The following is a 23,104-nucleotide window of genomic DNA, read 5'->3' on the forward strand; positions in this document are numbered from 1 at the left end:
GACTCTAAAATCCCACCGCTCAGTGGGATTTTTGTTATTTTAAACTTTTTTTTAGATTTATTTTTCTACAGAAATGTGATTTCTACGGAAATTGGCTGTAAAAAAAATCACGTTTATAATTCATGAAATTAATATGAAATGCTCACGTTGAAGACACCATATAGTGCCATATAGGTATAAAAGTTAATACCATTAATATTAATGAAAGTATTACTCCAATTAGTCCTAATCTATTTTTTTGATTTACAGATTTAATTCCAAATACAATTGCTATTACTCCAATCAAAACTGTAACCACTTTATTTAAAGTTCCAATTATAAAAATGCTTGGATTAAGTTCATTTTCATTGTGCAGATTATTATGTAACTCTGATTGAAATAATTCTGCAAGTTCATAATTAAGATATAAAACAAATCCTATTCCTAATAGAGCAAGTATTATTGATATTACTGCAGGTTTCATTTCTTAATTTTTTTACTTTAATAATGAGGTCCTGTTCTAAAAACGGGATTAGTACAACCATCACTATTTAATTCGCTTGAAGCTTATAAATGCTAATTTCACTAATAATTATCCACATTTAAAATAACCCGAATAGGTCTAAAATCTTTAACACTCAAAAAACTTGTATTAATTTTCATAATAGCTTCTTTAGTTCTACCTAACGATTGTTTCTGAGGTATTTTCACCAAAATATGCTTTAAATATTGATTTCTAATTCTAGCAACAGGCGGAAACTCTGGGCCTAAAACATGTTGATTAAAAACGGTTCTTAAGGATCTCGCATACCAATCTGCTCCTACATCAACCTTTTGATAGTCCTTGTGTTTTAATGTTATTTTTATCATTCTAAACACTGGCGGATATTTAAATGCATGGCGTTCAGAAAGCTGTTCTTCAAACATTTCAAAATAACTATTTGTAGATACTTGTTGTAAAATTTTATGATAAGGATTATAAGTTTGTATCAATACCTTACCACGCTCTTCAGTACGTCCTGCCCTACCAGACACCTGAGCCATTAATTGATAACTACGTTCATGTGCTCTAAAATCTGGAAAATTGAGCATATTATCTGCATTCATAATCCCAACAAGCTTCACATTTCTAAAATCTAATCCTTTGGTAAGCATTTGAGTACCAACCAAAATATCAATTTCACCTTGCTCTAAAGCAGTAATAATTTTTTCATAGCCATATTTTCCACGTGTGGTATCTAAATCCATACGACCAACTGTATGATCTGGAAACAACAATTTTGCCTCCTGCTCTACTTGCTCGGTACCAAAACCTTTACTATCTAATTCTACACTACCACAAGCATCACAGCTTTTTGGCATCACAGAGTTATAACCACAATAATGACATCTCAGTTGATTTCTATATTGATGAAATGTCAAACTCACATCACAATTAGGACATTGAGGTGCGTGACCACAAGAATTACATTCTATAATAGGAGAAAACCCTCTTCTATTTTGAAATAGGATCACCTGAAACCCTAGCTCTAAAGTTTCTTTTATTTCTTCAATCAAGCGATCACTAAAATGACCTTGCATGCGCTTACGCTTTTGCTTGTCTTTGATATCTACCAATTCAATATCTGGCATCATCACATTATTATAACGATGATTGAGTTCTACCAATCCATACTTACCTTGTTGCGCATTGTAATAACTCTCTAAACTAGGAGTTGCAGATCCTAACAGCGTTTTACTTTTAAAAATACTAGCCAACATAATGGCTGTATCTCTCGCATGATATCTTGGCGCTGGATCAAACTGTTTGTATGAAGATTCATGCTCTTCATCAATAATAATTAAACCTAGATTTTTAAATGGCAATAATACCGAAGATCGCGCACCTAAAACAACTTGTGCTTTTGGTAAATTATTGAGTACATTGTTCCAAACCTCAACACGTTCATGAGATGAGTATTTACTGTGAAATACGGCAACTTGCTCTCCAAAATAATTTTGTAAGCGCTCTACCAATTGTGTGGTCAATGCAATTTCTGGCAATAAATACAAGACTTGCTTTTTAGCTTTTAATTGCGCTTCTATCAGTTTAACGTAGATTTCAGTTTTACCAGATGACGTTACTCCATGAAGCAGTGTAATGTTTTGACTATCAAATGTTTTAGTTATTTCAACTAAAGCTTTTTCTTGATGCTCATTTAATCGTTTGGAGTCTTCATTATCATCACCATCATACTGCACACGATCTGTTTGAATATGATAGTCTTCGAGAATGCCTTTATCTATTAATGTTTTTACAATGGATGATGACGCTCCACTAGCTTCAGTTAACTCTGAAACTTTGACAGGTTTTTTGGTTTGAGCAGAAATAGAAAACAAAGTCATAATGACATCGCGTTGCTTTGGTGCTCTGCTTAACTCATCTAATAATGTATGTAGGCCTTTTTCCGAAGAAAACGGCGTCGCTATTTTAACGTACCTAACAAGTTTAGGTTTGTATTTTTCATAAATCTCTTCTTGAACAGAAATAGCGTTTTTCTCCAATAATCGCTTTATTACTGGCAATACATTCTTTTTATCCAAAATAGACATCATATCTTGGATTTTTAAAGACGATTGGTGATGCAAGGCTTCATAGATTACAAATTCATCGTCTTTAAGTTCCTCATCATTAATGATTACACTTTCATTTTTACTCACTACGGTTTCACTCTCCAAAATAAATGGTCCAGGTAAAGCAGCACGCATGACGTCACCAAGTGTGCACATGTAATATTTTGAGATCCAATGCCAATGTTGTAATTGTTGTGTGGTTACAATTGGTGTTTCATCTAATATTTGATGAATGTCTTTGGCCTCATAAACTTGAGGTGCATTATCATGAATTTCTAGGACTAAAGCGGTATAGATTTTAGACTTTCCGAAGGGAACAGATACACGAATTCCCGGTTGTAGAAAATCTGCTTCAGCCTTTGTAATAGCATAAGTGAAGCTTTTTTCTAGAGGAATTGGTAATATGACGTTGATGAAATAACCCATTGCCCAAAGGTAATAGGTTTGCATAAAAAAACCATTGCTTATGACAATGGTTTTTTAAGACTATTTCAAAACGTTAATTATCTATTTTAAATAATTTTTTGAGGGATGATGTATCCGATTTTTTTTTGCTTTGTGTTTTTTGAGTCGTTGTGGTTTGGTTTACTGTATTTGCTGTTCTACCTCTTGAGGTTTGCTGCGCTCGTCTTTTCTCTTTACCTACAGTTGCTGTGCGTATTTGACCATCTACTAATTTTGGGATGTTTGCAATTGTTCCGCCATTATTTTTATCTGCAATGGCTCGTAAAATAGCGACTTGAGAATCCTGAATACCAAAATAAGCGAGATCATATAATTCAACGGCTTGTCCATAATTTTTATTCTCTTCATGCACTAATGCCATTAACAACAACTCATGTCTTCTAGATTTCACATTGTCTTTATTGGGATTAACTTCGTAACACCTTTTGAGGTCTGCTTCGGCATCCTTATAATTTTCTAATTTATAATGGAGTTGGGCTCTACTAAAATAAGCGTACGTATTTGGTGACATGGCCACAAGTTGGTTTTGTTTCTCCAAATCACTTTCTTTAACCTGCTCTTGCGCAATAAGTTTTTTACTTAATTTCTCGCTTTCTAAATGATTAAAATAGGCTTCGCAAGTGTACACTAATTCCGATTGCATTGCTATGATCAAATCGCGTCTTGCTATTTGCCTTAAAAGGTATTTTTTATTGACGTCTTCTTCTACTATTTCGGCATCAATTTGAATGGCGTAATTGGGTAAAATCTCGTTAAAACAGGCTTTATAAGCATTTTCTGTTAGTTTACGTTTTTGACTTTCTAGGGTTAAACAATCACACATATCTGCTCTAAATGAAGCCTTGTAAGATTGACTAGTTGTTACATTTCCGAAGCAAAGAAAACTCAATACAATTATGGTGTTTTTAATATTCATTTTACAACTGTTTTAGTGCTATTCTTCATCTTCATCATTTGATCCTGCAAAATGTGCCTTCATGGTTTTTATACAGTATTTTAAGGCTTTTTTAGACTTGTTGAGATTAAGAGTTGCCTTACCTTTTACCATTATATTCTCATCACCACTGGTCATATCATCCATTATTGTTGGCAAAACTTGCCATAAACTATCAATATCCTGCTCTGCTCGCTCTAATAACTCGTTTTCAATATCGGCTGGAACTTTAACGCCTGCTGTAGTTAAACTATCATAAATAAACACTTTGTGATACAGCTCAAATGAATTATCTACAAATTGATCTACGCTTTCAATTTTTGAAATTCTTTTTGGTGGCTTTAATCTTTTTTTCTGCGAAAAACCACTAATCGGTATTAAAAGCATAACCATAATCACTACGGAAATGTACTGTTGTAATTTATTTTTTGCTGTCATGAGGGTTGGATTTATTACAGTTAATTATTAAAAAATTACAGTGCTTAGGCTGTTAATAATTGATGGTACCATTCATGGTTAAAATTGTACCGTTATCTACATTTATTACGGTTGTATCGTCAAACACAATTTGTTTTGCAATTTTATCTACGCTGAAGCCTGTACCACAATCTGTATCATCTGCAGAAGCCGTTGCAGGTGTTGAACACACATAACTAAACTCTTCTCCATTTCTAAGAATGGTCATAGAAATGGCTTTATTAACTTCGGCATTATCACCTACTGTAAATTCGGCTGCTACGATAACAAAAGCGTTTAAGAAGTCGGTTGGTACTAATTCACCATTTTGAATGCTCGTATTTTCATCTAAAAGCACAACAGAGCTTGAAGTCCCTGTGGTATCTAATCCATCTGGATCAATATTTCCAACTGTTAATGAGCTACCAACACTTGCTGTATCTGCTCCAGACAATTGTATTGTACCAAAATTCCCACTAGACCCAGAACCAGAATCATCGTCACTAGAACAACCTGTTAAAAGCAAGGTGATAACTAAAATTTTAAATACATTGAGTGTCGTTTTCATAGTGTTTTGTTTTACTAAGATTAATTTATATGATTTGAATACTTAAATAACTTCCTTTTACTTGTAAAAAACTATTACAAACTCATTAACGTTGACTTTAAACGTATTAACGTAACTCTTGTAGCTTATTTATGACAATTATTTGCTACTTTTAACCAGCTATTATTTATTAACCGCTATTATGAAAAGTTTACCGCTAATCTTCTTTTTCATGCTCTCATGTTTTTGTTTGTCTCAAAACAAGACTATTGATTCTCTTGAAAACATCATCAATAATTATAAAACAGAAGACACAACGTATGTAAATTTACGCAGCTCATTAGTCGCTAAGAAAATGTTCTTAACGCCTACCGATACTACTTGGATGGCGTATAATCTTAAAACATTAGAAGTTGCTAAACGACTTAATTATAACAAAGGGATCGTATTAGCAAATAATAATTTGGGGATTATTCAACATTACTTTTTATCAGATCCGTTGAGTGCTTTAGATTACTATCAAAGCGCCTATAAAGGCATTGAAGAGGACCCAAAGCTTAAAGATTATGCGGTTGGAGTGCTTACTAATATTGGACTCATTAACTATGAGCAACAAGAATATGATAAAGCACTTAAAACTTTTCAAACATTATTAGACTATCCTAAGTATAAAACCAACACGTATTTTAATATTGGAAATATTTATGGATATCAAAAAAAATTAGACTCTTCAATATATTATTACAAAGCAGCTATTGTAGAAGCTAACAAAGACAATAGCATCATGCACATTGCTAATATTAAAAGCAATCTAGGCCTTGTACAAACTAATGCAGGCTATTTAGAAGATGGATTGGCAAGTACTATTGAAAGCTTAGACCTTGTTGAAACCAACAATCTCGAAGTTATGAAAGTCTCAGCATATGTAAATGCTGCAGAGGTTTATTTAGCAAACGATGCTATTGATAAAGCTGAATATTATGCAACAAATGCTTTACAATTAAATGAAGCACTACATAATATGGCTATCAAAAATACTGCTCTTGCCACTTTAGCTAATGTGTATGAACGCAAAGGCTATTATGAAAAAGCACTAAAGGCTTTTAAAGAACACATTGTATTAAAAGATAGTGTGATTAATGCCGACCGAAAACTAGAAATTTCTAGAAAAGAAATACAGTATGAAGCCGATAAAGATCGCGCTATTGCTCAAGTAGAAATTGAACGTCAAAAATCTATTAAAAATGCATCTATCATTGGAGGAGGCTTATTCATATTAGCCTCATTAATTGGGTTTATATTATATAGAAGAAAGCAAGATGCCGTTGCAAAAACTAAAGAAGCAGAGTTTAACGCTAAGGTATCAGATACTGAGCTTAAAGCATTGCGCTCACAAATGAATCCGCATTTTATATTTAATTCTTTAAATTCTATAGGAGATTATATCCTAAAAAACGACACACAATCGGCTAGTGACTATTTAGGTAAGTTTGCGAAATTAATGCGATTAACTCTAGAAAATTCTGAAAAAAGCGAAATTTTACTTTCTGAAGATATTTCGTTATTAAAAACCTATTTAGATATTGAACGTAAACGTTTTGAAAACAAATTTGATTACACCATTGATATTGACGAGGCTTTAGATCCTGATAATATTATGATTCCGCCAATGATTTTACAGCCATTTCTTGAAAACAGCATTATTCATGGGTTATCCTCCACAACTAAAGGCAATATCGTTATTGCATTTAAAGAGATAAACGAAATGATTATTTGTAGTGTAGATGACAATGGAGTTGGACGAGAAAAAGCAAATTCTAAGGTTGCTTCGGAAACGAGAAAATCCATGGGAATGGCGATTACAAAAAGTAGAATTGATATAATAAACAAGGTAAAGAATACAACTGGTGACGTTACAATTATTGACAAATCTCAAGGCACTCGCATTGAAGTCACCCTTCCGCTCCAATTAGCATATTAGATGATAAAAACCATACTTATAGATGATGAGCAGCATTGCATCACCCGATTGTTAGATTTAATCAATCGACAGCCTCATACATTTCATGTTATTGCCACTTGTAATACTGTTGAAGAGGCTTTGGAAGTTGTTCCAAAATTGCAACCCGATTTAGTGTTTTTAGATATTAAAATTCACGAGCGTACAGGTTTTGATTTTTTAAGAGAAATTAATGAAGTTAATTTCAAAGTTATTTTTACCACTGCGTTTGATAATTTTGCCATAAAAGCCTTTAAATTTAGTGCTTTTGATTATCTATTAAAACCCATTGATAGTGATGATTTTAGTGATTCTATAATTAGGTTAAAGGCTGAGTTAACCCAAGGAACTATTGAAAATCAAATCAAAAATTTATTCAATAACTTAAAACCAGAGCGACAAAAAATAATTACAATCCCATCGCTAAAGGGTTTTGAAACTCTTAAAGTTGAAGATATTATCCATTTAGAAGCAGATACAAGTATCACTCATATACATACCAAAGATAAAAAGACCGTAGTGTCTAAACCTATCAAGTTTTATGAAGATTTATTAGATGAAACTATATTTTTTAAAACCCATAAATCTCATTTAATCAACCTTAAGCACGTCAAGAAATATTTTAAAGGCAAACCTAGTTATGTGATTATGTCTAATGACGCACAAGTACCAATTTCCGTTAGAAAAAAAGATGATTTTTTAAGACGTTTTGATTAGTCTTCTCTAATCCAATATTGCGTACGGTAGAAAAAAGCGACGTAACCTCGAAGTTGGAGTTTGTTAGGGTTATTGTCGTCAAGCTTGATTCGGCAATCGTAAATCTTACCATCTTCAGGATTTGTAACGGTTCCTTTTTTATATACATCACCAGACTTCTCCATGTCTTTAATAATGTTTAAGCCTAAAACTGGCTTGTTATAATCTTCTCCTGTACAGGATTTACATGGCAAATCTCGCTTTGTGGGATCAAATATTTCAATGATTTTTCCGTAAACTTTTCCGTTGTCTTGATAAATTTCAACGATAGATTTTTCTTCACCTGTCTCATCGTCTACCGTTTTCCACTTTCCGAAGATCGTTTGAGACATCATGCTTTGCGCAAGAAAAAGGGTAATAATTATAAGATATTTATTCATCATCATCTTTTCTTTTTAAACGTCTAATTGTTGCATTTAGTTCATAACCTAACAATAAAATATTAGAGTTGAGCCATAAATATAACAGCAAAATCAATAAGGCTCCAATAGAACCGTAAAGCTTATTGTATTGTGAAAAGTTTTCGATATAAATTCCGAAGAAATAAGAGGTTAAAATAATAAGTAAGGTGGTAAATAAAGCGCCAATTGAAAAGAATTTTGAGGTCTTTCCTGATTTTGTACCAAAGTAATACAATACTGCAGTTGCAATATAGACCATAAATACAAAGAAAAGGTATTTCACAAATACAACCCAAAACAACTCATTTTCTTGCGTTACGTAGTCTAATTTATCAAATTGCTCATACAACGGCTGAATGACATATAATTGAAAATACATAAAAAAGGCAACCGTTAAAATGACGAGTATAGCGAGAATTAAAGCGACACCTAAAGCATATAGATATTGTTTAAATATGTTTCTAACATGCTCTTGATGGTATGAGTTTTCAAATCCAGAAAATACAGAGTTCACACCATTTGCCATTAGCATTATTGAGATTACAAAAACGGATGATAATAATCCGCCACGTTCTGTATTTTCAATATTTTCAAAGATATTAGAAAAGAAAAAATCTGAGGTTTGAGGTGGCAATACTGAGGTTAAAAACCCTTGAAATTCTTGTTGAAACCCGTCAATTGGAATATAAGGCATTAAGATTAAAACAAATAACAAAAAAGGAAATATAGCCGTAAAAAAACTAAAGGCAATGGCACTTGCTCGTGATGTTAAAGCCCCTTTAAAAATACCAATAGCGTAAAGCTCCAGCAGGTCATACAAGGTTAAACCAACAAGTCCTGGTAGTTTTATTTTCCTGAGTACATCTACGATACGATTTACTATAGGAATTTTACTTAATATCTCTTTTAAGGTTTTTGGCATTAAACAGCTTTAAGACTCAAATCCATGTTATAAACCGAGTGCGTAAGCGCTCCAGACGAAATAAAATCAACACCACACTCTGCATATTTTCTAACTGTTTTTTCATTGATGCCTCCAGAAGATTCTGTTAAACATTGATCACCAATGAGTTTCACAGCCGTTCTAGTATCCTCATAGTTAAAGTTGTCAATTAGAATTCTATACACACCTTCTGTATCAAGAATTTCTTTGATTTCATCTAAGTTTCTAACTTCTACGATAATTTTTAAATCGCGATTGGTATCTTTTAAATACTGTTTTGTTTTGTTAATGGCTTTTGTGAGTCCGCCTGCAAAATCAATATGATTATCTTTAAGCATAATCATATCATACAATGCGAATCTATGGTTCTCTCCTCCTCCAATTTTTACAGCCCATTTTTCTAGAGCTCTAATTCCTGGTGTTGTTTTACGTGTATCTAAAATTTTGGTTCCTGTGCCTTCTAACAAATCTACAAACTGCTTTGTTTTAGTTGCGATCGCACTCATACGTTGCATGGCATTTAAAACCAATCGTTCTGCTTTTAAAATAGATTGTGATGCGCCTTCTACATAAAACGCAATATCACCATACTTTACAGTGCTCCCATCCTCAATAAGCGTTTCTACTTTCATGTCTTTATCTACGTAAGCAAAAACTTGCTTTGCAAACTCTACACCAGCAATAACACCTTCATCTTTTACAAGTAACTTACCTTTACCTTGAGCAGATGCAGGAATACAGGCTAGAGAGCTGTGATCACCATCACCCACATCCTCTCTAATGGCGTTTGCTATAATGAGTTCTATTTCTTTATTGAATTGTTCTTTTGAGATCATAAAAATTTGCTTTTTGCTAATTTAATAAATTGATTTACGATATTTATAATTTAATTGTAGTTTAGCTCATATGAAGTATATTTTTTTTCTTTTTCTTTCTTTAAATGTTTTCTTCGGAAATGGGCAAAGCGAGAACAAACCGGTCATTTATTTAGATCAAGATTTAAGTTTAATCGATTCAATTGAGTATCATGAAAAAGCAATATCTGCTCTTTACTTTGGTAGTGAGTTAGACCAAGATAGTATAATTGTTAAACGATTAATTAGAAAATATGACTTCGGAAATTTTAATTCTACCAAATTAGGTCAAGTCCAAAACCTATTACGAAGGGAACTTGGAGTAGAAAATTTTGAAAAAAACATTATTCTATTCTACAAAGATTCCATATTGGGATATAATGAATTTAATAACTCTATAAAAGCAAGAGCGCTTTTAGATGAAATGAGTATAGTAACAAAACAAGAATATTTATCTCGAAGAACATCTTTTAATTCTAAACAAAAAAAATGTCGCAAGTTCGCAAAAAAACTCAACACTAAACCTTTTTATGTTTATTCTGAGAAAATAAACTTCGATTATGTACCTAAAAATTATGAGCATCATCAAATATCAAAAACATTAAAATCAATTTTTTTTAAGTATGATTTTCATGGTGTAGTTATCTTAAAACCCAATGGAGACTATTTTTTTTATACTCGACTCTTAGAGAGCCAAGTAAAAAAAATGCTTAAAGATGATTGGACAGAATATATTACAGATTTCAACCTTGCTAAATCAAATCCTCAAATAAGAGTTTTAAAGTTTATTGATGATATGAATAGAAGTGAGAGAATCCAAAGAGATAGATTAGTAAGAATTGAAATTGAAAAACGTAAAAGAGAAAGAGAAAGAGAACAAAACAAAAATCAATTTAGATCTAATAATAACGCTATATCTTTAAAAATTTCAAGTTGTTATGGGTATCCAAGATTTTAATTAACTAATACTAATGACCATCAAACTCTTAGCCATAGGCAAAACAGACAACAAAGATTTACAATCGCTTATTAATGATTATCAAAAGCGATTAGGTTTTTATATCAAATTTGAATTTGAAATTATTCCCGATTTAAAAAAGGTAAAAAACCTCAGCGAAGATCAACAAAAGCAAAAAGAAGGTGAGCTCATTTTAAACAAGCTCAGCAATACAGATGTGTTAATATTATTAGACGAAAACGGCAAACAATTTGACTCGGTAGGATTTTCAAACTACCTTCAAAAACATATGAATTCTGGTATTAAACGACTGGTTTTTGTAATTGGAGGCCCTTACGGATTCTCACCAGACGTCTACCAAAAAGCAAATGGGAAAATATCATTATCTAAAATGACATTTTCCCATCAAATGATTCGCCTATTTGTAATTGAGCAACTCTATAGAGGCTTTACAATTTTAAGGAATGAGCCTTATCATCACAGGTAAAAAATAAGTTCTCAGGCTACAGTATTCAGTATTTATTCATATTCTTAAAAAAACTATTTATAAAAACTGAGCATTACCAAATGTAAACTAAGCACTTAAACTAACTAATGTGTTTTATACACCTCTTTACGTTTTTTAAGCTGTCGCTCTAAATCACTAATTGTTTCTCTAACAGCAACTTCATACTGAGCTTCATCTGAAGTCGCAAAAATTCTTGGTCCTGGAAGGCTCAATTCTATATCACATATTTTTCCTTTAGTGTGGCTATTTGCGTCATGTTTAAATCTTACGGTTGCGCTTATTAAAAATTCATATCTATTAAACAATTTTTCTAATTTTTCTTCTGAAAAACTATTTAAAGTTTCACTCACATCGACACCTACGTATTGAAAATTCACAGTCATATTCATTCTGGTTTTTAAGTTAAATTCATTACTCTAATTTACGAAAATAAGCGCATATTAAGTGCCTAATATTCTTAAAGTATTTGTAATTTTTACTTACTCTATGATAACAGTTACTGTTTTACAAGTGTTAATATTTCAGCATTACCAGAACGACTCATTGTAAACGACAATGTATCTGTAGTAAGTGTTTTTATTTCAACGGCAATCTCTAATTTATCATCGGGTTTTGAATATAAAATACCATCGGCAATTTTATAAGTTCCCTTGGTTTCTTGAGCGCCAACTTTGGAAGAATATGTATTATCTTTTTTAAAACTGAAATAGGCATTATTTGCACATTTGTCTTTTGAAGTAGCAACATCTATCCAACTTACACATTCCCAATCACCAACAATGTCATCGGCATATTTTAAATCGTTGCAGGACAAAATGAACATAACAGATACTAATAACAATACTTTTTTCATGATTTTTAGATTATTGGTTTTTGGTTAAATGGCTTGTAACAGTTGTAATATGCTTTCTTTTAGGATTTTAAAAACCTTAGATGTTTGCTGGTCTCGTTTTGCCGTATTAAAGTAAATCTCTAATAGCATACGGTTATTTTGATCTTTGATTGCATCTCCAGTAAATTTATAAAATGCCATAGACCAATCATCCCATAAGGTTTGTGTAGTTGCTGTTTCAACTAAGGTTAAAACACTATTATGCCTACTGTCCTTTTTTATTTTAGCGTATAAATTTATAATTTCAGATTTTTCACCTTCTATAATTTGAATAAACTGGTGATTATGATATACAATACATCCTGTGATATGACGTGCTTTATTAAAACGCTTGGCTTTTAATAACATCGCATCAATCTCACTTACCTGTAGATTTTTGTTAGCTTTTGATTGATAAATAATAGTATAAGGCATGCAACACTTTTGAAATTATGATTTGTAAGCTAATAATTGAGGATTTGTTTTACACTGCGAAGGCAGCACTCCAAAATAGTTTTTAAATATTTTAGAAAAATAACTCCTGCTGCTAAAGCCAACGCTATACACTAATTCTGAAACGTTGAGTTCTGATTCAAAAATCAATTTTGCTGCTCTTTCTAGTCGTTTTTCTGTTATGTAAGTGGATACCGTTTTATCAAATAAATACTTAAACCCAACTTGTAGTTTTGTTGCATTTAAACCAGAAATGAGCTCCAAGCGCTTAAGTGTTAAGTTTTCGGTAAGGTTATCATCTATGAATGTCTCTAAAGCTCTAATTTTATCAATTTCATACAATCGTATTGGTGCATCTTTATGATTTGTAATTATATCTTGAGTATATCTTTCTATTTGTGAAGCTATTGTATTAAGTGCAGCAGCTTCTTTAAATAATAAATGCGTTAAATTTTGATTGTAATACGTCATCATATTATGAACATAACTAGAGGTTCTAAAACATACTCTACCTGCATACAAATAATCATTAACTGCATACACTTTAGCAAACTCATTGATTGCTTTAGATCGAGCTACTGTAAAATCTCCTGTACTAAGATTAGCAAGTTCTGGACAGTAAGATATAATGCTAACTCGTAACGGTATGTTTTTAGAAAATTTAAGTATGCTTTTCATTTTTGCACTACGCTTTACGATAGTGTTTTGCCTAAAATTGATAGGTGTTAATTTTGAATTAGAACTAAATTTATGATGAATATGTCCTTCTAAGCAAAATATAAAATCAATTGTTGAACTTTGATTTTGCTGAAACATAATTTCTAGATCCTCAGTCACATTGATATCAAAAATCAAAACCGATATATCTTGTGAAATCATAAGCATAGAAACGGTTCCGTTACCTAATTCATGTCGTAAATTAGTATAACCAAATCCGTTTTCTACAGTATGTTTTTCGCCAATTGTGTTAGATATGTTTTCAAAACTCTCTAACAAGTTACTATTCAAAACATGTAATTTAATCATGGCTTATGTCTCTCTAAGGTTTTAAACTTAATAAAAATAAAATTTAAATTATATATATCGTTATTTTTGAGATAAGAAATATAAAAAAACTTATGCAACTCGTTTTCGCTACAAACAACCTTAATAAATTAAAAGAAGTACAATCACTTATACCTAAGCATATCCAACTCTTAAGTTTAAAAGATATTGGCTGCTTTGACGATGTGCCAGAAACTCAACTTACCATAAAAGGTAATGCCATCCAAAAAGCAGAATACATCAAAACTCATTATGGCTTTGATTGTTTTGCAGACGATACAGGCTTAGAAGTTGAAGCTTTAAATGGAGAGCCTGGTGTTTTTAGCGCACGTTATGCAGGAGCTCAACGAGATGCCAATGACAATACAAATTTGCTTTTAAAAAACCTAAAAGATAAATCTAATAGAAACGCCCAATTTAAAACCGTAATTGCGCTACATCTTAATAATAAGCTAGAAACATTTACTGGAATTTGCAAAGGTGAAATCACCACAACCAAACATGGTACAGGTGGTTTTGGTTACGATCCCATTTTTAAAGCCAATGGCTACGACCATACATTTGCCGAAATAACTTTAGAAGAAAAAAACAACATTGGTCATCGTGGCAAAGCCGTACGTTTATTAGTTGCCTATTTAAACAACCTTTAAATTTATAATATTTGATAACTCATTAGAACTAAAAACAGATTCAATAACTTAAAATATGTAGTTAAAAATTATTAATCACAACACATACGACTATGAAACAATGGCTAATTTTTACAACTGCACTACTTTTTAGTGTAGTAAGTTCTCCTCTATTTGCCCAAGATGATAAATTTATAGAAGATTACTTGGAGCGTTTTGAAAATTCTCGCAAATATTTAATCCTTGTCGCAGAAACCATGCCTGAAAACCACTATAATTTTAAAGCCACTCCAGAGTCATTGAGTTTTGCCGAAAACTTAATGCATATTGGTTTTGCCGTAGATTGGCATAGCCAGTCCTTACTTGGCAATCGAGAATCAAGGGTTTGGCAAACAGATACGGTTTATAAGGTTGCTCATAAAACCAAAAAAGAAATGATTACAACCATTAACAACACTTTTGATGAAGCCGTCACACTCATTAAACACTTTGATACCAATCAATTTAATGACGAGCTCGATTATTTTGGACTCACAAGATCAAAGCGTCAAATTTTCTTACTCCTCGCAGATCATATCACACATCACAGAGGTCAAATGCTCGTGTATATGAGACTTAACGGACTTGTTCCTCCAAGATATGTTCGCTTTCAATAATAAACTGAGTAGTGTAAAACACCTACAAAACTTTATGATTTCTTCGGAAATATTAAAGCGTCACATTTCCGAAGTTATAAAACCAAACATCTAAACCTTTAACCTTACATTCATGATGACAATTGAATACCTACCAAATCAAGGTTTTAAAATAGATTCTAAAATTATAACCTCGAAAACCAATTTTAGAAACCGAGCAAGGTCAATTTTTATTACCTGAATTAAAATTAGTCATTGCCACTAGCGCATCTTTTGGAGGTGATAGTGATGTTTTATACTATTTTTATACTACGTCAAACATTAACCATTTAACTCATAATATATAAAACCCATAGCCCAAATGAAAACGATCATTCTACTTTTTAATATATTCTTTTTTACAGTGTGTATGGCACAAGAAAGAGAATATGCCGTAACCAAAAAAGGAGATACTCTATTTGGCAAGATCACTAGAGCTAATAGCTTTTTAAACCCTTCAAAAGTTACATTTAAAATCAAAGACTTAGAAGGCAACAGGAAAATTTTAAATCCTAATGAGGTTGAAACCATACAATCTTTAAAAGGTGTAGATGGCCAATGTATTATAAAAACCGTGTATAATAAATGGTTTGTAAAATTGCTAGTTGATGGCAAAATAAAAGTTTATCAACTTGTTGATGGTCTAATTTATTACACGTCTAAGGGAACTTCTGAAATTAGATCCAACGATTTTGGAGGCTTTAATAATAGAAAGGAATCACACTCTAGAATAAGAGTATTAATACATGATAACCCAAAACTATTAAAGGAGTTTGACACACTAGAAGGCACAGAAAAAAACATACTTTATATTATAGAAAAGTACAATCAATCATACAAAATCTAAATATCGATTGAAATTAAACACTTGGCATTTAATTTTTAATCTGATGGGATCAACTTAGAACATTAATGATGCTTCCTAAAAGCCGATGGACTTACATTAGTGTGTTTTTTAAAAAACCTCGAAAAACTACTTGTAGAATCAAATCCTAATGTAAATGCTAATTCTTTAGTGGTAATTTCACTTCTAATAAGTCTGCGTTTTGCTTCTGTAATTTGTCGTTGTTGTATAATTTGTTTTGCCGTAAGGTTTAATTTTTCTTTTAAAATTTGATTTAATCGTTTACTGCTAATTCCAATGTCATTAGCATAATAGTGTGTTTTTGTATGTTCTAAAAATTGCGTCTCCATCAACTCTAAAAATTGAAACACGCGTTTTTGACTTAAATCTTGTTTTAAAAAATGATTATTTTGATACCTTATTAAATGCAGTAATAGTACTTTGAGTAATGTTTTTAGCATTATATATGATGCTGCATCACTATAATATTCAGCTTTAAGCCATTTAATAGCTCGTTGTACGTGCTTGATTTTGGTTACATCACTTAAAATATATTGAGGAAATTTATTAAATAATGCCATGATATCTAAGGCATACTCAATATCATCTTCATCAATAAGATCTCTTTCAAATTGTATTAAAACACCATTATTAGCATTAAAAACAGCGCTTTTAAACACTTCATTTAAAGGTTTAAAATGAACAACTAAACTATTAATTGCTTTAAACTCAAAGTAAATCCCCATAGAATTCCCTGATAGCAATTGCCTATTACCTTCAAAACGTTGAAGGATTTGAAATTTATGTTTCCAAGGTAATATATTCATCTATTTTGAGGTGTGTCTCAAAAGTAAGAAGAATAATTAAGTTTATTGTTTAGCAACTTTTTGAAACATCACATAGAGCACAGTACCTATAATTAAAGCCAACCCAACCGAAACACCATAAATTGCTGTATAGTTATTTGAAACATACTCTATGAATGTCGACAAAAACTGTCCTCCAAAAACAGCCATTGAAAATAAACCTAAGTTTTTACCTTGATTATGCAATGAACTCACCTCAAGCATCATATGGTTTAATAACGGAATTGTAAATCCAAAACCTATACCTATTAAAATGATGGTTACTATTAAAAAAGGTAAACTCAGCGTTGTTGCTAACACCAGGTATCCTAACATAAAAAACAAAAAGCCAAGTGCGACAGTGTTTCCGTCGCCAAATGTTTTTACCATTTTTGGCATTTGGCTAGCGGTTATAATTGCAATTACCGAAATAAAAGCCATGACATAACCTGTTTGAGACTCAGAAAAACCATACGATTGAGGCAAATATAGTGGTAGCGTTACAAAGCCTACAAAAAATAGCATCATGGCTAAAAGTGATGCTATAAAAATAAGCCTAACTTTAGGTTTACTTTTATTATCTGTAGTTAAATCTTTGGTTTTAGCTCTTAATATATGTTTAGATTTTGGCAATGTAAACGTGGCTAAAAACAAACATAAAAATGCTATGAGATAAATATAAAATGGGAATTGCCAATGTAACTCTCCTAAAATACCTCCTAAAGTTAAAAACACAACACCTCCTAACTCAATTGCCATACCTTGCCAAGCAATCATTTTGATTCTGGCTTCACCTGTAAAGAAATCGGCTATGTAAGCCGTTATCGATACTTGAACTGCCACTGTTGCGCCTCCAAGTAAAATTCTGTCTATTATTAACAAATAGTCATTGGTAATGTAAGCACCAATAACACCTAATATAGCATAAGGCACAAGGCCAAGTTGTAATAATTTAAGAGTGCCTAATGTATTAAGCAATCTTCCAATTATAGGTGCAAAGAGTACAACACCTAGAGACGGTAAGGTTATAAGCCAACTTGCAGAGAACCCTAAATTTTTATGTTCTACTATACCTGATAACGAAGGCGCGATAACAGTACCTACCATTATGGTTAAGCTACTTACAAATAGTATTGTAAAAATTCCGAAGTTTGATATTGTTTTCATACTGCAAAATTCAGCTTAATCTTTATAGCTTAGCATACCGCTTTTCTAAAATACTATGCAAAAATGGAAATTGATAACATTTTAAAAACACATCAACTCTTTTAAAAAAGTTTTATTAAAATCTAAATATATATGTGTTTCCAATTATGATATAATATTAAACTAAGGATGAATTGTAAACAAAAAAAATCCAGCTTCCGCTGGATTTTTAATAGGACAATCACTTTATAAGTGGTTGTTATTGTTTCTTAATCACTGAGTTCATAGATTTTTTTATGGCATCGGTAAATTTAGCATCAGCATTTTGTTCTACCATACCCATAAACATCAAGCAAGTCTCGGCATCAACTTCAATACAATATATCATATTATTTAAAGTTACTCCTTCTGCTTCGCTTGTACCTTTCATATAGAGTGCTGTTACTCCATTAATTTGGGTTTCTCCTTTTTCTGTAATATTGAATTTATCACCAGCATCTTTATCCATTTTCTTTTTTGAATTCTCATAGCTATCTGGTATCATCATTGCCATAACAACAGCTTTCGGACTTTCGGAAACGTAGGTATTTGTACTAACTTCCATGAAAAGAGACGTGTCTACTTCCATATCAATTTTTTTGCCCATGAGTTCCATAACGCGTGCAAATTTTTCTTGATCTGCAGTGCTTACTTCGCCTTCGGCAACATCGTCTTTAGCAGTTCCTTCTTGAGCATTCATATTTACTCCAAGTACCAATACAAAAAGTAAAAAACATAATTTTTTCATAATATATTATTTAGATTGACAATGTAATCATTCTGTAACTTACAGAAAAATCATCATTAGTTTTTTACAACATTTTAATAAGTAGACCATTATGTGAACAGGCCAATTTCTGAAGTACAACATAAAAATTAAGTTACAGATAAGCATAATTTTATGAGGATTGCTTTAAGTCGCTGTACCATAAACATCTAAAAAAAATACCTCACTTTTTATATTATATTTGTAAGTATTAATGTACTTTGCTGTAACAGGCAAGTCTAATTGTTTACGATAATAATATCAATTGATACACATACAACATGGAACACAACACTAAAATAGCAGGAAAAAACGTACTTATTACAGCTGGTGCTCAAGGCATTGGAGAATCCATTACTAGGCATTTTATTGATAGTGGTGCTCATGTTGCGATTCATTATTTTTCTAGTGCTGATACAGCAAATGAATTGACTGCGTATGCTAAAAGTAAAGGTTTAAAAGCTGTTGCCATAAGTGGTGATTTAACTAAAGAAGCCGATGCGAATGCATTAGTTGAGCAAACGGTTGATGCTTTAGGGAGTTTAGATATTTTAATTAATAATGCTGGTTCTCTTGTAGCACGTAAATTGCTTAATGAAATGGAAGCTGAATTTTGGCATAAAGTTATGGATATCAATCTTACTTCAATGATGTTTGTTACACGAGCTGCTGCACCACATTTAGCAAAAAAGGAGCATAGTAGTATTGTTAATTTAGCATCACTTGCTGGACGTAAAGGTGGTCATCCAGGATCATTAGTTTACTCTACTAGTAAAGGTGCCATTTTAACATTTACGCGTGCGCTTTCAACCGAATTGGGAGCTCAAGGTACGCGTGTAAACGCAGTGTCTCCTGGGCTTATTTTAGGAACTTCATTTCACAATACACATACCACAAAGGAATCGGCAGCTGAAACTACGGCTGGCATCCCAATACAACGTGCTGGTAATGCAGCAGATGTTGCTAGAGCTGTTTTATACCTAGCCTCTGAATACGATGGTTTTATTACTGGAGCAACACTAGATATTAATGGTGGTGTTTATAATATGTAACATTTGAGAAATACTTCTATAATGAGACATTTGACACATACTATTGCGTATATAAACGTGTTGGCTGTAATATAAACTGAACGCAAGTGAGAAACCTGAAATCAAACATTTTACTTATTACATTACTTTTTTTCTCAATCAATAGTTATTGTCAGAAGAGATTTAAAGTAAAAATTGAGGAAAAATATGAAACAGTAAATCAATATTATCTTGTTGACGAAAAAGAGAATATTTTACGTGAATTAGATACATCTAAATATTATATTTTTTTAGCGGAAAATTCTCTGAAACACTTTGCAGTTTTTGGAATAAAAGGAGAATCTGGTTGGTCCGCAATTGACTCGAATGAAAAAATTCTTTTTAAAGTTTACAATTCAGTAAATGGAGAACCCTCACCTGACAATTTAATTGAGAATAAAATCAGAATAATTGACGAAAATAATAAAATCGGATTTGCCAATGAAAAAGGAGAAATTATAATAAAACCTCAATTTGAAATAATTACTTCTTTTCAAAACAACAGAGCAATATTTGGAAAAAAATGTGAAAAAGAATATTGGGAAAAGGAGAAACACGAAGATGGATGTAACCATTATTCGATTAAATGTTCTGAACACGGAATTATAAATGAAAAAGGAGAAATATTGAAATTTGGAAATTATACATTTGAGGAAATTGCTAAAGAAATAAATTGGAAAAATGAATAAAATACTACAGCCAACAACATATATAGTTTATTGCTGGCTTCTCGCCTACTTACGAAAGTCCTCGCGGACTTTCTTTGCCGGTAATTGTTTACTAAATTAGTTGCTTGGAACTCGCAACAAACCATATATAAACACGTTGGCAGTAATCTTGAGAAGACAGTTCTAATTATGAAAATAAAGAATAAAATTATTTTAATAGGTAATGGATTTGATTTAGCGCATGGATTTAAAACAAGTTTCTTTGATTTAGCAAATTTTATTATCAACCACAAAATAGCACCTGACCTTAAAGATGTAATTGTACATCAAAACAATAGTAATTCTCATTTTTTCTCAAATGCACTTAAGAAAATTAATATCAGGGCCAAAAAAATTGACGAACTAGGTGATGATTTTTACAATAATCTTATTCGCTCAGCACTGGATAACGACCAAGAAATTCTGAACAAGTATTTAAAAGAAAACCTAGGTAGTTTAGACTTAATTTTGTCTAACAAATTCTTAAGTAAGCTCTATAAAACGGATTATAATAATTGGTTTGATATCGAAAATTCATATTTCAGTGAATTAAAGAATATAAAAAAGTCATTCGACAACAGTGTTGATTTTTCTTCGACGAAAATCAAACTAGAAAGACTAAATCGTGATTTTGAGCAATTAAAAGAATTTCTAATGGAATACTTAGAAAGCATAGAAATTGCAAAAAATAGCAAAGTGGATGAGTTTTTAAAAAAAATCTTTCGAGATGCAAAAAATGTGTATATCGTAAATTTTAATTATACCAAAACTATTGAACAATATATTGACCTAAATAGTTCGAAGACAATTTTTAATATAAATTATATTCATGGGTCAATAATTAATAATGATATTATTTTAGGCTACGGAAACGACCAAAACGAAGATTATATAGATATAAAAAACACAGAAATAGATGAGTTTTTAGAACATTTCAAAACATTTCAGTATTTATCCAAAAACTATTACGAAAGATTACATAGTGAAGCTATAAACTCATTTCCATCATACGAGATTCATGTAATTGGACATTCATTAGGTAGTACTGATAAAACACTTCTAGACGAAATTATGAATACTTCGAAATGTGAAAAAATTCATTTATATAAGAGAGGTGACTTATCAAATGATAAAAAAATGGAAAGATATCAGTTTAATAAACTTTTGTTTTCAGCAAGCAGAATTTTCACTGATGAAAAGGCTCTAAGAAAAAAAATCATAAACTATATTACTAGTCCAAGTTTTCCCTAAAACTGATATAGACTACTGCCAACACCGTGTATAATTAATTGCTTTGTTCTTGCCTACTTGCGAAAATTCCTGCGGAATTTTCACTGGTTCGTAAAAGTTTACTAATTTAGTTGCTTAACCACGTAACTAACCATATACAAACACGTTGTGGTTAATTTAGTCCACATTCTGCTCTGGTTGTACACAAATGACAAACGATTGGATTGACGATGTACTAGTGAGAATGGACCTGCAAGGTGGAAATTTACAGAATCTTGGCAATGAAATTCAAGATTTTATTGATGCTCAAAACACAATTACTCAATTAGTTTCTGGAGTAAATAAAAATACTGGTGAGCTAGTAATTATTAATATCACTGGATTTAATTAAAATATTATAATATGCTAACATTAAAGGAAGCTTACGGACACGGAATTAAAAGGGAAAAGGAAAAATTAGAGTTTATCAAAAACAATTCCAAGTATAATATTTTTTCTATAGCATCTGGTTTAAGAGCTAATTGCATAACAAAATTTTTATATCATTTTTATGAAGAAAACAACATTAAAAAATCTAAACAAAATTTATATACAACTCAAAAGTTGTTAGAATTTATGAATAAGTTAGAAAATAATAAATATTTTCCTACTCAACTAAACAAACTATTTTTTTTGTGCTCGGACAGTAAAGAAATCATTGCTAATTTTAAAAATTTTGAAATAAATAGCATCCCTAATTTAGATTATAGGATAAAACAAGGACACACTTTAGGATTTGTTGTACAACAAATCCTAAAGTGTGATAATGAAAAGGCACTTTATTATCTTGATATTTACGAAACTAATTATAAGTCTCATATATTAAAAGAATATGATATTGAGATTTTAGATGCAATAATTAATGAAGACAAAAACAAAATTGAGGAATTATTAAAAATTTATTTATTAGCAAAAAATCATAATAAATCCTCAGAAAAAGGAATGTTAAGTCATAACTTACTGTCTTACGAAGCAACAGTTTTTGCTAAATTAGCATGGATAAAAGGTATAGAAATAAATATTGAGCATCCTCTTTTACCAATTGAACTTTTACCAATAAATCCAAATGAAAATTATGAAATAGAATATGACTTTTTAAAACCTAATTATGTTGATATCAAAATTCATAAATCTAAACTCAAAAAAAAAGATGGATTCTTTGAACGAATATTTAAAAAAAACTAACCACAACCACGTATATAAAAAATAGCAGCTGAGAGCTAGACTTATAATTCACTTCTTTTCTGCTATCTTTGTTTATAAACTGAAAAATCACACACATAAATCTGCTACATTTCATATACAAAACCGTAGTGCTTAATACAAAAAACGAA

The 23,104-nt window shown here is 31.3% G+C and carries 27 protein-coding genes; 12 read left to right on the top strand and 15 right to left on the bottom strand.

Annotation, left to right across the window (positions count from 1 at the left end; all coding sequences use genetic code 11):
- Positions 1-142: 142 nt before the first annotated feature.
- The 5 genes from TD29_RS16345 to TD29_RS16365 form a co-directional block, all read right to left on the bottom strand.
- Positions 143-463, bottom strand: a complete 321-nt coding sequence (locus TD29_RS16345) for a hypothetical protein (RefSeq protein WP_040282341.1) — start codon at positions 461-463, stop codon at positions 143-145.
- Positions 464-564: 101 nt separating this feature from the next.
- Entirely contained in the window at positions 565-3,018 is a 2,454-nt protein-coding gene (gene priA, locus TD29_RS16350; RefSeq protein ID WP_040282342.1) for a replication restart helicase PriA, read from the bottom strand.
- A gap of 73 nt (positions 3,019-3,091) precedes the next feature.
- Entirely contained in the window at positions 3,092-3,973 is an 882-nt protein-coding gene (locus TD29_RS16355) for a tetratricopeptide repeat protein (RefSeq protein WP_040282343.1), read from the bottom strand.
- 18 nt (positions 3,974-3,991) lie between these two features.
- The gene (locus TD29_RS16360; RefSeq protein WP_040282345.1) at positions 3,992-4,429 is read right to left on the bottom strand and encodes a hypothetical protein; all 438 of its coding nucleotides are present in this window, start codon (positions 4,427-4,429) and stop codon (positions 3,992-3,994) included.
- A gap of 52 nt (positions 4,430-4,481) precedes the next feature.
- On the bottom strand, positions 4,482-5,015 hold the full coding sequence (locus TD29_RS16365; protein WP_040282347.1) for a hypothetical protein: 534 nt from the start codon (positions 5,013-5,015) through the stop codon (positions 4,482-4,484).
- A 181-nt stretch (positions 5,016-5,196) separates the two neighbouring features.
- Between TD29_RS16365 and TD29_RS16370 the strand changes: the two genes are divergently transcribed.
- Positions 5,197-6,975: a tetratricopeptide repeat-containing sensor histidine kinase gene (locus tag TD29_RS16370; RefSeq protein ID WP_084203521.1), complete on the top strand. Its 1,779-nt coding sequence runs from the start codon at positions 5,197-5,199 to the stop codon at positions 6,973-6,975.
- Entirely contained in the window at positions 6,976-7,710 is a 735-nt protein-coding gene (locus TD29_RS16375; protein ID WP_040282350.1) for a LytR/AlgR family response regulator transcription factor, read from the top strand. It abuts the gene before it with no gap.
- Here the strand turns inward: TD29_RS16375 and TD29_RS16380 are convergent.
- The 3 genes from TD29_RS16380 to nadC are packed head-to-tail and all read right to left on the bottom strand — an operon-like array spanning position 7,707 to position 9,929.
- Positions 7,707-8,084, bottom strand: a complete 378-nt coding sequence (locus TD29_RS16380; RefSeq protein ID WP_241485295.1) for a DUF2147 domain-containing protein — start codon at positions 8,082-8,084, stop codon at positions 7,707-7,709. The genes TD29_RS16375 and TD29_RS16380 overlap by 4 nt on opposite strands.
- Before the next feature lie 37 nt (positions 8,085-8,121).
- On the bottom strand, positions 8,122-9,072 hold the full coding sequence (locus TD29_RS16385; protein WP_040282354.1) for a YihY/virulence factor BrkB family protein: 951 nt from the start codon (positions 9,070-9,072) through the stop codon (positions 8,122-8,124).
- Positions 9,072-9,929 (bottom strand): carboxylating nicotinate-nucleotide diphosphorylase, encoded by an 858-nt coding sequence (gene nadC / locus TD29_RS16390; RefSeq protein ID WP_040282356.1) that lies wholly within the window; start codon positions 9,927-9,929, stop codon positions 9,072-9,074. The genes TD29_RS16385 and nadC overlap by 1 nt, the downstream gene beginning before the upstream one ends.
- A gap of 70 nt (positions 9,930-9,999) precedes the next feature.
- Between nadC and TD29_RS16395 the strand changes: the two genes are divergently transcribed.
- Entirely contained in the window at positions 10,000-10,905 is a 906-nt protein-coding gene (locus tag TD29_RS16395) for a hypothetical protein (protein ID WP_040282358.1), read from the top strand.
- Positions 10,906-10,918: 13 nt separating this feature from the next.
- On the top strand, positions 10,919-11,392 hold the full coding sequence (rlmH, locus tag TD29_RS16400) for a 23S rRNA (pseudouridine(1915)-N(3))-methyltransferase RlmH (RefSeq protein WP_040282360.1): 474 nt from the start codon (positions 10,919-10,921) through the stop codon (positions 11,390-11,392).
- Positions 11,393-11,496: 104 nt separating this feature from the next.
- On the opposite strand, the gene hpf is transcribed toward rlmH, so the two are convergent.
- From hpf to TD29_RS18085, 4 genes are all read right to left on the bottom strand, one after another.
- The gene (gene hpf / locus TD29_RS16405) at positions 11,497-11,796 is read right to left on the bottom strand and encodes a ribosome hibernation-promoting factor, HPF/YfiA family (protein WP_040282555.1); all 300 of its coding nucleotides are present in this window, start codon (positions 11,794-11,796) and stop codon (positions 11,497-11,499) included.
- Positions 11,797-11,909: 113 nt separating this feature from the next.
- Positions 11,910-12,266, bottom strand: coding sequence for a lipocalin-like domain-containing protein (locus tag TD29_RS16410; RefSeq protein ID WP_040282362.1), 357 nt, complete (start codon positions 12,264-12,266; stop codon positions 11,910-11,912).
- Between the two features lie 24 nt (positions 12,267-12,290).
- A complete protein-coding gene (locus TD29_RS18080) occupies positions 12,291-12,719 on the bottom strand; it encodes a BLUF domain-containing protein (protein ID WP_052467158.1) in 429 nt (142 codons plus the stop codon).
- Between the two features lie 15 nt (positions 12,720-12,734).
- Positions 12,735-13,763, bottom strand: coding sequence for a helix-turn-helix transcriptional regulator (locus tag TD29_RS18085; protein ID WP_052467159.1), 1,029 nt, complete (start codon positions 13,761-13,763; stop codon positions 12,735-12,737).
- 92 nt (positions 13,764-13,855) lie between these two features.
- On the opposite strand from TD29_RS18085, the gene TD29_RS16425 reads away from it, so the two are divergent.
- From TD29_RS16425 to TD29_RS16435, 3 genes are all read left to right on the top strand, one after another.
- Positions 13,856-14,431 (top strand): non-canonical purine NTP diphosphatase, encoded by a 576-nt coding sequence (locus tag TD29_RS16425; protein WP_040282364.1) that lies wholly within the window; start codon positions 13,856-13,858, stop codon positions 14,429-14,431.
- A 92-nt stretch (positions 14,432-14,523) separates the two neighbouring features.
- Positions 14,524-15,066: a DinB family protein gene (locus TD29_RS16430; protein ID WP_040282366.1), complete on the top strand. Its 543-nt coding sequence runs from the start codon at positions 14,524-14,526 to the stop codon at positions 15,064-15,066.
- A 340-nt stretch (positions 15,067-15,406) separates the two neighbouring features.
- Positions 15,407-15,931 carry a hypothetical protein gene (locus TD29_RS16435; protein ID WP_152611546.1) on the top strand — a complete coding sequence of 175 codons (525 nt, stop codon included), beginning with the start codon at positions 15,407-15,409 and terminating at the stop codon, positions 15,929-15,931.
- 62 nt (positions 15,932-15,993) lie between these two features.
- Here the strand turns inward: TD29_RS16435 and TD29_RS16440 are convergent, their stop codons facing one another.
- The 3 genes from TD29_RS16440 to TD29_RS16450 all read right to left on the bottom strand — a co-directional run bounded on the left by TD29_RS16440 (position 15,994) and on the right by TD29_RS16450 (position 18,706).
- Positions 15,994-16,755: a helix-turn-helix domain-containing protein gene (locus tag TD29_RS16440; RefSeq protein ID WP_040282369.1), complete on the bottom strand. Its 762-nt coding sequence runs from the start codon at positions 16,753-16,755 to the stop codon at positions 15,994-15,996.
- A 42-nt stretch (positions 16,756-16,797) separates the two neighbouring features.
- On the bottom strand, positions 16,798-17,940 hold the full coding sequence (locus TD29_RS16445) for an MFS transporter (RefSeq protein WP_040282371.1): 1,143 nt from the start codon (positions 17,938-17,940) through the stop codon (positions 16,798-16,800).
- Positions 17,941-18,178: 238 nt separating this feature from the next.
- Positions 18,179-18,706 carry a hypothetical protein gene (locus TD29_RS16450; RefSeq protein ID WP_040282373.1) on the bottom strand — a complete coding sequence of 176 codons (528 nt, stop codon included), beginning with the start codon at positions 18,704-18,706 and terminating at the stop codon, positions 18,179-18,181.
- Positions 18,707-19,005: 299 nt separating this feature from the next.
- Here TD29_RS16450 and TD29_RS16455 point away from each other — a divergent pair, with 299 nt between their 5' ends.
- From TD29_RS16455 to TD29_RS16475, 5 genes are all read left to right on the top strand, one after another.
- Positions 19,006-19,776, top strand: coding sequence for an SDR family NAD(P)-dependent oxidoreductase (locus TD29_RS16455; protein WP_040282375.1), 771 nt, complete (start codon positions 19,006-19,008; stop codon positions 19,774-19,776).
- An 86-nt stretch (positions 19,777-19,862) separates the two neighbouring features.
- Positions 19,863-20,483 (top strand): WG repeat-containing protein, encoded by a 621-nt coding sequence (locus TD29_RS18090; protein ID WP_052467161.1) that lies wholly within the window; start codon positions 19,863-19,865, stop codon positions 20,481-20,483.
- A 168-nt stretch (positions 20,484-20,651) separates the two neighbouring features.
- Complete coding sequence (locus tag TD29_RS16465) at positions 20,652-21,752, top strand: AbiH family protein (protein WP_084203531.1); 1,101 nt, start codon at positions 20,652-20,654, stop codon at positions 21,750-21,752.
- Positions 21,753-21,939: 187 nt separating this feature from the next.
- Complete coding sequence (locus TD29_RS16470; RefSeq protein ID WP_040282379.1) at positions 21,940-22,122, top strand: hypothetical protein; 183 nt, start codon at positions 21,940-21,942, stop codon at positions 22,120-22,122.
- 11 nt (positions 22,123-22,133) lie between these two features.
- Complete coding sequence (locus TD29_RS16475; protein ID WP_040282381.1) at positions 22,134-22,955, top strand: Imm49 family immunity protein; 822 nt, start codon at positions 22,134-22,136, stop codon at positions 22,953-22,955.
- Positions 22,956-23,104 lie beyond the last annotated feature (149 nt).

Origin of the sequence: Psychroserpens damuponensis, from assembly GCF_000826655.1 — a bacterium.
Taxonomy (GTDB): Bacteria; Bacteroidota; Bacteroidia; order Flavobacteriales; family Flavobacteriaceae; genus Psychroserpens; species Psychroserpens damuponensis.